At 59.6% G+C, this 11931-nt stretch carries 11 protein-coding genes; 3 read left to right on the top strand and 8 right to left on the bottom strand.

The window, feature by feature from the left end; translation table 11 throughout:
- Positions 1 to 89: 89 nt before the first annotated feature.
- The 5 genes from JJQ51_RS10145 to JJQ51_RS10165 are packed head-to-tail and all read right to left on the bottom strand — an operon-like array spanning position 90 to position 6052.
- Positions 90 to 1874, bottom strand: a complete 1785-nt coding sequence (locus tag JJQ51_RS10145) for an amino acid ABC transporter permease/ATP-binding protein (RefSeq protein WP_113353721.1) — start codon at positions 1872 to 1874, stop codon at positions 90 to 92.
- A 39-nt stretch (positions 1875 to 1913) separates the two neighbouring features.
- Positions 1914 to 2462, bottom strand: coding sequence for a GNAT family N-acetyltransferase (locus JJQ51_RS10150; protein ID WP_113353720.1), 549 nt, complete (start codon positions 2460 to 2462; stop codon positions 1914 to 1916).
- Positions 2463 to 2470: 8 nt separating this feature from the next.
- On the bottom strand, positions 2471 to 3670 hold the full coding sequence (locus JJQ51_RS10155) for a M20 aminoacylase family protein (protein WP_113353719.1): 1200 nt from the start codon (positions 3668 to 3670) through the stop codon (positions 2471 to 2473).
- Between the two features lie 15 nt (positions 3671 to 3685).
- Positions 3686 to 5035: an LLM class flavin-dependent oxidoreductase gene (locus tag JJQ51_RS10160; protein WP_145634107.1), complete on the bottom strand. Its 1350-nt coding sequence runs from the start codon at positions 5033 to 5035 to the stop codon at positions 3686 to 3688.
- Positions 5036 to 5059: 24 nt separating this feature from the next.
- Complete coding sequence (locus JJQ51_RS10165; protein ID WP_269244692.1) at positions 5060 to 6052, bottom strand: LLM class flavin-dependent oxidoreductase; 993 nt, start codon at positions 6050 to 6052, stop codon at positions 5060 to 5062.
- A 378-nt stretch (positions 6053 to 6430) separates the two neighbouring features.
- On the opposite strand from JJQ51_RS10165, the gene JJQ51_RS10170 reads away from it, so the two are divergent.
- Positions 6431 to 6640, top strand: a complete 210-nt coding sequence (locus JJQ51_RS10170; protein WP_229002183.1) for a hypothetical protein — start codon at positions 6431 to 6433, stop codon at positions 6638 to 6640.
- 43 nt (positions 6641 to 6683) lie between these two features.
- Here JJQ51_RS10170 and JJQ51_RS10175 read toward each other — a convergent pair whose 3' ends face one another.
- The 3 genes from JJQ51_RS10175 to JJQ51_RS10185 are packed head-to-tail and all read right to left on the bottom strand — an operon-like array spanning position 6684 to position 10138.
- Entirely contained in the window at positions 6684 to 8291 is a 1608-nt protein-coding gene (locus JJQ51_RS10175) for a DHA2 family efflux MFS transporter permease subunit (protein ID WP_269244693.1), read from the bottom strand.
- A 5-nt stretch (positions 8292 to 8296) separates the two neighbouring features.
- The gene (locus tag JJQ51_RS10180) at positions 8297 to 9439 is read right to left on the bottom strand and encodes an HlyD family secretion protein (protein ID WP_269244694.1); all 1143 of its coding nucleotides are present in this window, start codon (positions 9437 to 9439) and stop codon (positions 8297 to 8299) included.
- A 48-nt stretch (positions 9440 to 9487) separates the two neighbouring features.
- Entirely contained in the window at positions 9488 to 10138 is a 651-nt protein-coding gene (locus JJQ51_RS10185) for a UdgX family uracil-DNA binding protein (RefSeq protein WP_152095480.1), read from the bottom strand.
- A 141-nt stretch (positions 10139 to 10279) separates the two neighbouring features.
- On the opposite strand from JJQ51_RS10185, the gene JJQ51_RS10190 reads away from it, so the two are divergent.
- Both JJQ51_RS10190 and tauA read left to right on the top strand, forming a co-directional pair.
- Entirely contained in the window at positions 10280 to 10633 is a 354-nt protein-coding gene (locus JJQ51_RS10190) for a hypothetical protein (protein WP_113332394.1), read from the top strand.
- Between the two features lie 270 nt (positions 10634 to 10903).
- Positions 10904 to 11917: a taurine ABC transporter substrate-binding protein gene (tauA, locus tag JJQ51_RS10195; RefSeq protein ID WP_152095479.1), complete on the top strand. Its 1014-nt coding sequence runs from the start codon at positions 10904 to 10906 to the stop codon at positions 11915 to 11917.
- Positions 11918 to 11931: the final 14 nt, after the last annotated feature.

Here is an 11931-nt window from a genome sequence, read left to right on the forward strand (position 1 = left end):
CTTCTCCTTTTTCAATTCTAAGTTGTTATTGTTGTTACAATGATCAGGACGCCCGTTGCGTCAGAGCGTCAAATGCCTACCTGCGACTGCTAGAGAACCTTGGCGAGAAAAGCGCGCGTACGCGGATGTCTCGCATCGTTGAGGATCTGCGTTGGCGAGCCGGCTTCGATAACGTGGCCGCCCTCCATAAAGACGATGCTATCGGCGACCTCGCGGGCAAAGCCAATCTCGTGGGTGACGATGACGAGCGTCGTGCCGGTGCGGGCAAGCTCCTTGATCACATCGAGCACTTCGCCGACGAGCTCAGGATCGAGTGCGGAGGTTGGCTCATCGAAGAGAAGAACCTTCGGCCGCAGTGCCAGCGCGCGAGCGATGGCGACACGCTGCTGCTGGCCACCGGAGAGCTGGCGGGGATAGGCGTCGATCTTGTCGCTGAGACCCACGCGGGCGAGAAGCTCCTGCGCAAAGACAGTCGCTTCGTCGCGACTCACCCCGCGCACCTGGATCGGTGCCTCGATAATGTTTTCTAAAACAGTGAGATGCGGGAACAAGTTAAAGTTTTGAAAGACCATACCGATGTCGGTCCGGCGCTTCAGAATGTCCTTTTCCTTGAGCTCATAGAGCACCTCGCCCTTCTGTGTGTAACCGACAAGCTCGCCGTCGACGGAAATGAAGCCGCTGTCGACGCGTTCCAGATGATTGATGGCGCGCAGCAGCGTCGATTTTCCCGAGCCCGACGGGCCGATAATGGCTGTGACGCTGCCGGCCGGCAGGTTGAGCTCGATATCGTCCAGGACCTTCAGCGTGCCGAAGCTCTTCGAAATGCCGTGGATGCGCACAGCACCACCCTTAGCACGAAGATCCGTCACGCTCCGAAAAGCGGCGAGTGTCGCGGTGTCCGATCTGGTGTCTGCCGCGGCGGCAGGCAGTGGCCGCTGGAAGCGGCGGAAGAATGCCTGGAATGGCAAGGGCGTCGGATTGCGCACCGCACCCTTGGAGAAATAGCGCTCGATATAATGCTGCGCGATCGACAGCACCGTCATGATGACGAGATACCAGACGGTCGCCACCATCAGGAGCGGAATGACTTCCAGATTGCGGCGATAGATGACCTGCACCGTGTAGAAGAGTTCCGGCAGGGCGAGCACATAGACCATGGAGGTGCTCTTCGCGAGGCCGATGATCTCGTTGAAACCAGTGGGCAGGATGGAGCGCATCGCCTGCGGCAGGACGATGCGGAACGCCTGGCGGCGACGAGACAGGCCGAGGGATGCAGCCGCTTCCAACTGGCCTTGATCGACCGACAGAATGCCGCCACGCACGATTTCAGCAAAGAAAGCAGATTGGTTCAGCGTCAGTCCGAGAAAGGCCGCGGCAAACGGCGTCAGCAGCTGTGTGGTCGGATAATCGAACAGAACCTTGTCGGTGAACGGAACGCCGATGCTAATGGTTTCATAGAGATAGCCGAGATTGTTGAGAACCAGCAGCAGCACGATCATCGGGATCGAACGCAACAGCCAGATATAGCCCCAGGAGAGGCTTGCAAGCAGCGGCGACTTCGATACGCGCGCCAACGCCAAGGCCGTTCCCAGAATGGACCCCGACACCGCCGCAAGCGCCGTCAGCAGCAACGTCCTGCCAAGACCAACCAGCACCGGCTCCGCAAAGAACCACTCGGCGAATACACCCCAGCCCCAGCGCGGATTGGTGAAGGTGGAATAAAGGACGACCGCTATGACGAGTGCGGCAAATATCGTGCCCGCCGTACGTCCAGGGTGCCTCGCGGGCACGATGCGGTAACGCGAATAGTCAGTCTTCGTCTCGGCGGCTCCAGTATCTCGATCGACACCCGCAAAATCCGTCGTCAGCGCCATGATGCTTACCCCTTATGATTGTCGTTGATCCGCCATGCGTTACCGGCCGGCGGCCGCCAAGCGTTGCTGCGAGCCCGAGGTTTCGGCGATATAGGCCAGAGCCAAATGGCTGATATCCTTCTCGAAAGGCAGGCTCTTGTAGACTTCCGGATCGACGGAGGTATCGAACAGGGCTGTGTAGCCGTTGTTGAGATAAAGACCGACCGCCTCGGGTTGGCGAAAGCCTGTCGTCAGGTAGATGCGACGATAGCCCTGTCGCGCCGCCTGGGCCTCCAGTTCGACCAGAAGCCTACGCGCCAATCCCTGACGACGAAGATCGCGCCGCGTCCAAATCCGTTTGAATTCGGCGGTTTGGTCGTCATAGTGCTTGAAAGCGCCACCGCCGATCGTCTCCCCGTTTCGGAGCAAGAGCAGAAAATTGCCCTGCGGCGGCGCGAAGGCCTCCGGCGGATAGCGGTTGAGTTCGGCAATCGCCCCTTCAGCATTGAAATAGTTGCCGTACCGGCTGTCGTACTCATGGATCAGCTCGTCGATCAGCGGCTTGGCGCGCGGGTCCAATGTGGTCGTATAAAGAAACGTGTCGCTCATGTCGTTCGTCACCCGTTGTCATTCGCGAGGAAAGCTTCGGCGAGCCGCACCCAGTAGCGGGCTGCCGGCGCGATGATGGCGTCGTTGAAATCGTAGCGGGCGCTATGCAGCGGTGCGCTGTCGCCATTGCCGACAAAGAGGTAGCTCCCGGGCTTGGCCTGCAGCAGGAAAGCAAAGTCTTCGCTCGCCGTCCGCGGCCGGAAATCCGCCTCGACGGCAGCACTTCCAAGCGCCTGCATGGCAACATTGCGGGCGAATTCTGTCTCTTCGGCATGATTGACGAGTGCAGGAAAACCGAGACGGTAATCGACTTCAGCCACAGCGCCGAAGCTCTCCGCCTGCGCGCGCGCCAGTGCGGGAATTCGCTCCTGCAATCTGGCTCGGACGGTCTCATTGTAGGCGCGCATGGTCAGCTTCATCTCCACGCTTTCCGGGATGACGTTCGAAGCCGAACCGGCATGAATGGAGCCGACCGTTGCGACCGCCATTTCCTGAGGATCGATATTGCGCGAGACGACGCTTTGCAGAGCAGTAATGAATGAAGCCGAAGCCAACACCGGATCGACGGCACGATGCGGCTCGGCACCATGTCCGCCCTTTCCGACGATGTTGATGACCGCCTTGTCGACGGAAGCCATCGCCGGGCCGGCAACAAAACCGAACTGCCCCGTCGGCACGCCGGGCCAATTGTGCAGTCCGAAGACCGCATCGACCGGAAACCGATCGAAAAGTCCTTCCGAGAGCATCTTGCGCGCGCCGGCGCCAATTTCCTCGGCCGGCTGGAAGATCAACCGCAGCGTGCCGCTGAAATTGGCGCTTTCTGCAAGGTAACGAGCAGCAGCGAGCAGGATCGATGTATGTCCGTCGTGGCCGCAGGCGTGCATGACGCCGGGATTGCTGCTGGCATAGTCAAGCCCGGTTGCTTCTTCAATGGGCAGCGCATCCATATCGGCACGGATGCCCAGGCTGCGCTGCCCATCGCCCCGCTTAAGGGTTGCGACGACGCCGGTCCCGGCTATGCCCGTTGCTACCTCGTAACCCCAGTCGGCAAGCAACGAAGCGACCTTCTTGGATGTGCGGTGCTCCTGAAAGGCGAGTTCGGGATATTGATGCAGGTCATGTCTCAGCGCGATGATCTCGTCGAGGTAGGCGGCAATCCCTGTTTCGATTTGATCGGTGACCAAAGCGGGCTTGATGATAGCGTTCATGATGATCGTCCTGGCTCAGGCGCCGACGGCCTTTGCGGGTGTAATGTTCGAAGCCTCTGTCGCGTAACGGCTCTCGCGATACGGCAAGCCCAGATGATCTCGCAGCGTCTCCCCCTTCAACGCCGGGTCGAAATAGCCGCGCTCGGTCAGGATCGGCAGGACATGCCTGGAGAAGTCGTCGAAGCCTTCACCGATCACCGGGAAACCGAGGATGAAGCCATCCGCGCCTTCTTCATCCACCCAGCGGATGATCTCATTGGCGATGTGCTCGGCCGTGCCGATGAAGGAGGTTCGCGGCGTGGCAGCATCGAGCGCCACCTCACGCAAGGTGAGCCCCTTCTCCCGCGCGGTCTTCTTGATGCGGTCGGTCGTGGCACGGAAGTTGTTGCGGCCGATATCGCCGAGATCGGGGAACGGCTCATCCAGAGGATGGGCGCTGAAATCGTGGTGATCGAAGAAGCGGCCGAGATAGGCCAGTGCCTCCTCGATGGTGACGAGATTGCGGATCGCCTGGTACTTGGCCTCCGCCTCCTCCTGCGTCGCGCCGACGATCGGCCCGATGCCCGGGAAGATGCCGACATCCGCGGCACTGCGGCCATGTGCGATCGCGCTCTGCTTCACCTGCTTATAGAAGGTCTTCGCGTCTTCCAGCGGTCCGCCATTGGTGAAGACGGCATCGGCGTGCTTGCCCGCTAGCCGGATACCGGAATCGGAGGCACCGGCCTGGAACACCACCGGCTGCCCCTGCTTGGAGCGGCCGATATTGAGAGGGCCTTCGATGCGGAAGAACCGGCCTTTGTGATTCAGGCGGTGTAGCTTGGATTTGTCGGCATAAACACCGCTTTCACGGTCGCGCACGAAGGCATCGTCATCCCAGGAATCCCATAACCCCTTGATCGCATCGAGATACTCGTCGGCAATCTCGTATCGCAGCTCGTGCTCGGGATGTTCGCGGCTATAGTTGCGGCCAGAGCCTTCGAGCGGAGACGTCACGGCATTCCAGCCGGCGCGGCCCCCGCTGATGAGATCGAGCGAGGCAAACTGTCGGGCGATGGTAAAGGGATCGCTGTAAGAGGTCGAAACCGTGCCAACGAGGCCTAGCTTCGTTGTAAAAGCGGCAAGTGCCGACAGGATGGTCAGCGGCTCGAAGCGATTGAGGAAATGTGGGATCGATTGCTCGTTGATATAGAGTCCGTCCGCGACGAAAGCGAAGGCGATACCGGCCTCTTCGGCCTTGCGGGCCGTCTTGACGAAGAAGTTCAGATTGGTGCTTGCATCGGCCGGAACGCTCGGATGCTTCCAGGCATTCATGTGGCCGCCGGGGCCCTGCAGCATGATACCGAAGGTAACGTGTTTTTGAGCCATGATGATCCTCCTGGGACAGGCCGTTCAGGCAACGAGGGAAAGGCGCTCTTTGGCGAGCAATTCTATGGAGTTGAGGCGTTCGGCCGCCGTCAGCGCCGGCGTGTCGAGCACGAACTCCTCGACGCCGTAGCGGCGATGGAGTGCGTCAAGCTCGTCGCGGATCTGCGTCGCAGTGCCATGCAACACGCTCGGCACCTTCTCTTCGGTCCGGAACTCCGAAAAGCCGGCCTGCCGCGCAAATTCCGCCGCCTGCTCCTGCGTGCCGACATTGACGCTCTGGCCGTTGGGCAGGAAGAGCTTGACGATGCGCAGTTGCCCAACGCGCTCACGGGCATGGGCTTCGCTTTCGGCAGCAAAGGCTGCGAGCGCCAGGATCGGCACCTTGCCGCCCGTCGCATTCCCGTAGGCCTCGAAGGTATCGCGCAGATTTTCCGGATCGCCGTTCAGATGGCCGGCAAACACCAGCCGCCAGCCCTTCTCCGCGGCGAGCTTCGCGCTCTCCACGCTGGCGCCAAGGAGGAAGCGCTCCGGCGCACGCGGCGGAAAAGGCGTCGCCAGCGCGCCAACGGAATGAGGGTCGGCCGCGAGATAGGTGTTGATGTCGGAAAGCTGCTCGGCGAAGTCCGGCTTCTTCTCAGGATCGAAGGCACGCTGCAATGCGCGGGTGGAGAGCGGGAAACCGCCCGGCGCCTTGCCTACACCCAGATCGACGCGTCCCGGCGCCAGCGACGCCAGGAGATTGAAAGTTTCTGCGACCTTATAGGCGCTGTAATGCTGCAGCATGACGCCGCCGGAACCGACACGGATCCTCGAAGTCCGGGCAAGAAGATGAGCGATCAGGACTTCCGGAGCCGAACTTGCGAGATTCGCCATATTGTGATGCTCGGCAACCCAGAAGCGATGATAGCCGAGTTCCTCGGCCCGGATGGCCAAGCGAGCCGTGGCGCCGAGCGCATCGGTGGCGCTAAGCCCCTGTTCGATCAAGCTCTTGTCAAGAAGACTGAGAAGATAAGTCATGCCGTTCATCCATGTTTGCGCCCGATGCCGACCATGGAGCGCTATAGTATATAAAAAACATAGATTTTAAGTTATTTAAGAAACAGCTTTCTTTTTCTTTCCCCGGATGCGGAAAAAATCAGCAGCGACCCAAAGCGGCATCGATGGGTGCAGCTGCAGGTTCCAATGATGAGATCGAACGCCTGTTGAGACTACGCCTGCTCAGAGGAGGGCACAGTGTCGAGCCGCTAAAACCCGCGGATCACCGATCATTTTGACCGGCTGTTACGCCTCTCACGACGCAAAGAGGGCGCAATCGAGAGCGATTGAACGCAATAGATTGCCAAAACCCGCAAATCAGTTCACCTTTCATCTATGCCCAATATCGCACGACCATTCGTGACCGATGATGATCCCGACCGGGACATCCGCTGCCAGGACGCGCTGCAAGCCGCTTTTCGAGAGTTGCTGAGTGCCGCGACCCTGGCGGGATGGTCGGAGCGTGAAGTCGCCTTGGCGATTGCTGAGCTCGCGGACAAGCATTTGCTCTCACTTGAGACCCATGACAACACAGACGCCCTCATCGCATTGTTGCGGCGAATGACCTAATGAGCCAACCGTCCACCTGCGGGAGGATCGATCGTTACAGTACTCAATGCATGCCGCCGCCGCCCTCCTTGAGATCGACATTGCTCAGGATCAGCGCAAGCGGAATGGCGCAGAGCACGACCAGCATCAGCACATGGAATACATCGATATAGGCGAGGAAGCTCGCCTGGGTCTGCACCTGCTGCCCTATCCAGGCCGTCGCCTGCGCCTGGGCATCCGCCATGGTTGCACCTTTCTCGGAAAAATAACGCGTCATGGTTCGCAGTGTCTCCTGATAGGCCGGTGAGGGAGGCGTGACATGCTCCACCAGGCGGCTCTGGTGCCACTGCTCCCGATGCGCCAGGACATTTGACGCGATACAAACGCCGATGGAGCCGCCGATGTTGCGCGCAGCATTGATCATGGCCGACGCCTGATTGGTCTGTTCAGGCCTCAAACCGTAGTAGGAGGCAGAGGTGATGGGGATGAAGATCAGCGGCAGGCCAAACCCGATATAGAGACGAGACCAGACGAAGAAGCCGAAGTTCAGACCGGGATAGAGCCGCGTCAGCTGCCACATGGACATCGCAATGATCGCCGCACCTATGGCGATCAGATACTTCGGCTGAACCAAGGAATTCACCCGGCCGGCAACGAACATCATGACCATGGTCACAAGCCCGCCCGGCGAAAGTGCGAGCCCAGCCCAGGTCGCCGTATATCCGTAGTTCTGCTGCACGACCTCAGGGATGAACTGCGTCGTCGCAATCAGGATTGCGCCGGTTGCCATCATCACGATGAAACAGGAACCGAATTGCCGGGTGCCGAGCAGCCATCCGTCGATGATCGGGTTAGCCTTGGTCAGAACCCACGGTATGGCCGCCAGGAAGGCGAGAATGCATATGACTACCATGACGATGATGAAGTCGGAGCCGAACCAGTCATCGGTCTGCCCCCGATCCAGGATGAGTTCCAGAGAGCCGAGAAAGGTTGCCACCAGCAGAAAGCCGATGAGATCGAAACGCACGCCCTTCCGGCGGAATTCCTCGCGCATATTCCTCGTTTTCGGAGTCTCCTTCAACAGCACATAGACGAGCACGAAGGCGAATATGCCGACGGGACCATTGATGAGGAAGCACCAGTGCCAGGAGAGGTTGTCGGAGAGATAACCGCCCAAGGTCGGTCCGATGACCGGCGCGACGACCACGGCGACACCGAAGAGCGCAAAAGCCTGACCACGTTTTGCCGGCGGGAAGGCATCGGCAAGGATCGCCTGCGAGGTCGGCACCATGCCGCCGCCGGCAAAACCCTGTATAACGCGGAAAATCAACAGCGCCTGGAGATTCCACGATAGACCGCACAGAACGGAAGCGATCGTGAATGTCACCAGGCATAGGAGATAGAACCGACGGCGTCCGAACCGTTCGGCGAAATAGCTGCTGGCAACCAGCACGATGGCGTTGGAAACGAGATAGGTCGTGACCACCCAGGAGGCTTCGTCGGAGCTGACGGCAAGGCCGCCTGAAATGTAGCGCAGCGCCACGTTGGCAATCGTGGTGTCGAGCACTTCCATGAAGGTTGCCAGCGACACCACCATGGCAATCAGCCAGGGATTCGTGACTTGCGCGGATGATGCTTCTCTTCCACCCGCCGCTGCGCTTGCACCGCTCATCTCGCTCAGCTCCTCGGGTGTACCGTCACTGTTGGCACCACGGACATACCGGGGCCGATTGCAACATCATCGGGCCATCGGTCGACGATGATCTTGACCGGCACGCGCTGCGTGACCTTGACGTAATTGCCGGTCGCGTTTTCTGCTGGCAACAGCGAAAAGGCAGTGCCAGAGCCCGGCTGAACCGAGGCCACCTTTCCGTGGAGCGTGTGATTGGGATAGGCATCGATCGTGATGTCCACCGGCTGGCCCGGCCGCATGTCGGTGAGCTGCGTCTCCTTGAAGTTCGCCGTGATCCAGACCTCGTCGGGAACGAATGTCGAGATTGCCTGCCCTGCCTCCACATACTGCCCCTTGGCGCCGGCAAGGCGTACGATGCGCCCCGGCTGCGCCGCCGTGATCGTTGTGTAACTAAGGTTCTGCTGCGCTTCTTCGGCCTGTGCCTGCGCCTGCTTGAGGCTTGCGAGCGCACTGGATTTCTGCGCTTCGGCAACGGCTTTGTTCTTCAGCGCCGAGGTAATATTCGCCTGCATCTGGGCAAGGCTTGCCTGATCCTGCTGCAGGGTTGCCGTAGCCTGTTGCACGGCCTGCACGCTGCCGGAGCCAGTCTTGACCAGTTGCTGCTGGCGGTTGGATTCCTGCTGTGCAAATTGTAGAGCGGCGGTGGCGGAATTCTGTTGCGCCCTGGCGACGTCGACGGCGGCGCTCGCCGCCTCGATCTGCGCGCCGGCGCTGTCGACCGAGGCCTTTGCCACCTCTACCTGCCCGTTCGCCTGATCGAGCGCGATCTGATAGTCACGCGGATCGATCCTCAAGATGACATCGCCGGCTTTGACGGACTGGTTATCGGTCACCGGAACCTCGGCAACATAGCCGGATACTTTGGCAGCAACCGAAAAGCTGCGCGCATCGACAAAGGCATCATCCGTCGACTCATAGGGATAGAAATAGATCTTCCAGACGAACCATGCGGCTGCGATCAGTGCAAGCAACACGACGATGCCGAGCAGAATGGAGAGGGGATGACGGCGAATGAAGGATGCGCGCTTTTCAGCCGGTGCATCATTTTCGCGGCCGGCATCATCAACAGGCTGCTGTTTCAGCCGATCCGGCTTGGTTTCCGCAATATTGGGTTGATTGTCAGCCATAACATGACCTTTGCTTGCTGTTCTGCGGGTTGTGTCTGGAGAAAATCGTCAGTGCCGCACAAAACTCCGGATCTTTTTGAGATCCCGAATGAAGGTGAGCTTGTTCTTTTCCCTCTCGTCCGCCTCCCTGATCCGCAGGAGCGCCGAGGGATGAATGGTCACCAGGACATCGAGTTTTCCCGACGGATGCAGGATCTGGCCGCGGTCGCGCATGACCCTGACTTTCGAGCCGAGCAGCGAGGATACAGCCGTCGCCCCAAGTGCGACGACCAGCTTCGGCTTTAGCAATTCGAGTTCTGCTCCCAGCCACCAGGCACAGCGCTGCACCTCGCCGGCATTGGGCCTGGCATGCAGTCGTTTCTTGCCGCGCATCTGATATTTGAAATGCTTCACGGCGTTGGTGACATAACAACGGTCCCGATCCACGCCCGCTTCCTCAAGGCATTCATCAAGAAGCCGGCCGGCCGGTCCGACAAAAGGCCGGCCGGCCACATCCTCCTTGTCGCCCGGCTGTTCACCGACCAGCACGATGTCGGCCTGGGCCGGCCCTTCGCCGAACACGAGATGAGTGGCGTTGCGATAGAGATCGCAGCGTGTGCAGGATCGAGCATCCTCATGCAGCTCATCAAGTGTCTCTGCATCGGCATGCTCATAGCTGAGCGATGGGCCTGCGCCGGCCGAAGGAAATCTCTCGAGCATTGGGGGCTCGCTGTGGTTCCAGATTCTATGACGATCAACTAATCGTCCTTCTGTTTGTTCCATGCGGGATGCGCATCACATGGGAACCCCCTCCCCTGGTGCTCGTTAAGACAATGAGACCACGAGAACGGAGAACCCGCCATGAATAGCGAACGTAAAACCGGCTCCTTTGCATTGACCGCATTCTTCGACGACGAATATGACGCGGAAGCTGCAGCCCAGGCGTTGATGGAAGCCGGTATCCCGAAGGACGCGATCACCATGACACCGGGCAACCGGCCAGATACCTCACCGACCGATCACATGGGCTTTCTGGATGCGTTGACGGGCATCTTCTTTCACGAGGAGCAACGTGCCGCCTATGCAGCCGCCCTCGAACGGGGAGGAACGCTCGTCACGGTGCAGGAAATGAATGAGGCGCAGCATAATATCGCCCTGCCGATCCTGGCGGAAAAAGGCCAGATCGATCTCAACGAGCGCGAAAGCACCAGTTAGGCCGGCAGGCTTTCGCTTTGCTATGGGAATGACCGCTCTCGAGCCGAGTTCAGGATTTTGACGCGTTCCTGAGCGTCGATATCCATGTCGGCTTCGCTCCGGCGGAAAGATGCTAACCTTGTCGTCTTCGTCCATTTAGACAAACAATTCCTATTATAGTCTATAAAAATAGTTTGCTATTTCTATCGATCCTGCCCCCGATTTGGCTAGGCTCTGTGCATTCCATTCAGGGAGCCGCCGGAAAATCTGATCCGGCCAAGGGGACTAGTCATGAAATTCAACACACTGATCGCTGCGGCCGTCTTGGGTCTCGCTAGCATTTCCATGGCGGCCGGCGCAGCCGCTGCCGACAAGAAGGTCGTCGTCGCCTATCAGACGGATGCCCTTCCCTCCTCTGTCGCGATCGCCAATGGCGATTTCGCAAAGGAGACCGGCTATGAGATCGACTTCCGCAAGTTCAATTCGGGAGCAGAGATCTTCGCTGCCATCGCATCCGGCGATGTCCAGATCGGTTATGTCGGCTCAAGCCCGTTTGCCGCTGCTGCTTCACGCGGACTCGAGGTGAAGGCCTTTTACCTCTCGTCCATCTCGGGCGTCGATGAAGCTCTGGTGGTGCGCAATGGCTCGGGCATCAACACACTCGCCGATCTGAAGGGCAAGAAACTCGCGGCGGCACCCGTTTCCACTGACCACTATCAGCTGCTCGCCCTCATCAAGTCCCTTGGCCTGAGCGAAAAGGACGTACAGGTCTTTGCTGTCCCGCAGCCTGAAATCGTCGCAAGCTACAATCGCGGCGATATCGACGGCGGCTTCGTCTGGGACCCGGCACTCACCGAGCTGAAGAAGAACGGCAAGGTGCTAGTGACGTCCAAGGACGTCGCCGACAAGGGCGCTCCGACATTTTCCGCCTGGGTCGCAACCTCGAAATTCGCAGCAGACAATCCGCAATTCCTGAAGGCCTATGCCTCCGTGATCAACAAGTATTACGCCTCGTTCGCCGCCGACAAGGCCGTCTGGGGGCCGGATAGCGAGAATGCCAAGGCGCTCGCCAAGCTGCTCGGCGGCACGGCAGACCAGCAGGCGGCAGCGCTCAAGAACCTCACTCTGCTGACGCCCGACGTGCAGGCATCGGCCGCCTGGCTCGGTGGCGGCGATCAATCCGGCGCGGCAAAAATCCTCAAGGACACGGCAGCCTTCCTGAAGAGCCAGGGAAAAGTCTCCGAAGTCCTGCCGAATTACGGCGCATTCGTCACCGCCGACGCGCTCGTCAGCGCAAGCAACTGATCCTCCCTGGCGTC

Source organism: Rhizobium sp. AG207R, from assembly GCF_027109195.1.
GTDB lineage: Bacteria > Pseudomonadota > Alphaproteobacteria > Rhizobiales > Rhizobiaceae > Rhizobium > Rhizobium dioscoreae.

Bases quoted from the DNA above. Each gene is read 5' to 3' on its own strand.
- JJQ51_RS10145 (WP_113353721.1), bottom strand. From the start codon at position 1,874: ATGGCGCTGACGACGGATTTTGCGGGTGTCGATCGAGATACTGGAGCC.
- JJQ51_RS10150 (WP_113353720.1), bottom strand. From the start codon at position 2,462: ATGAGCGACACGTTTCTTTATACGACCACATTGGACCCGCGCGCCAAG.
- JJQ51_RS10155 (WP_113353719.1), bottom strand. From the start codon at position 3,670: ATGAACGCTATCATCAAGCCCGCTTTGGTCACCGATCAAATCGAAACA.
- JJQ51_RS10160 (WP_145634107.1), bottom strand. From the start codon at position 5,035: ATGGCTCAAAAACACGTTACCTTCGGTATCATGCTGCAGGGCCCCGGC.
- JJQ51_RS10165 (WP_269244692.1), bottom strand. From the start codon at position 6,052: ATGACTTATCTTCTCAGTCTTCTTGACAAGAGCTTGATCGAACAGGGG.
- JJQ51_RS10175 (WP_269244693.1), bottom strand. From the start codon at position 8,291: ATGAGCGGTGCAAGCGCAGCGGCGGGTGGAAGAGAAGCATCATCCGCG.
- JJQ51_RS10180 (WP_269244694.1), bottom strand. From the start codon at position 9,439: ATGGCTGACAATCAACCCAATATTGCGGAAACCAAGCCGGATCGGCTG.
- JJQ51_RS10185 (WP_152095480.1), bottom strand. From the start codon at position 10,138: ATGCTCGAGAGATTTCCTTCGGCCGGCGCAGGCCCATCGCTCAGCTAT.
- JJQ51_RS10190 (WP_113332394.1), top strand. From the start codon at position 10,280: ATGAATAGCGAACGTAAAACCGGCTCCTTTGCATTGACCGCATTCTTC.
- tauA (WP_152095479.1), top strand. From the start codon at position 10,904: ATGAAATTCAACACACTGATCGCTGCGGCCGTCTTGGGTCTCGCTAGC.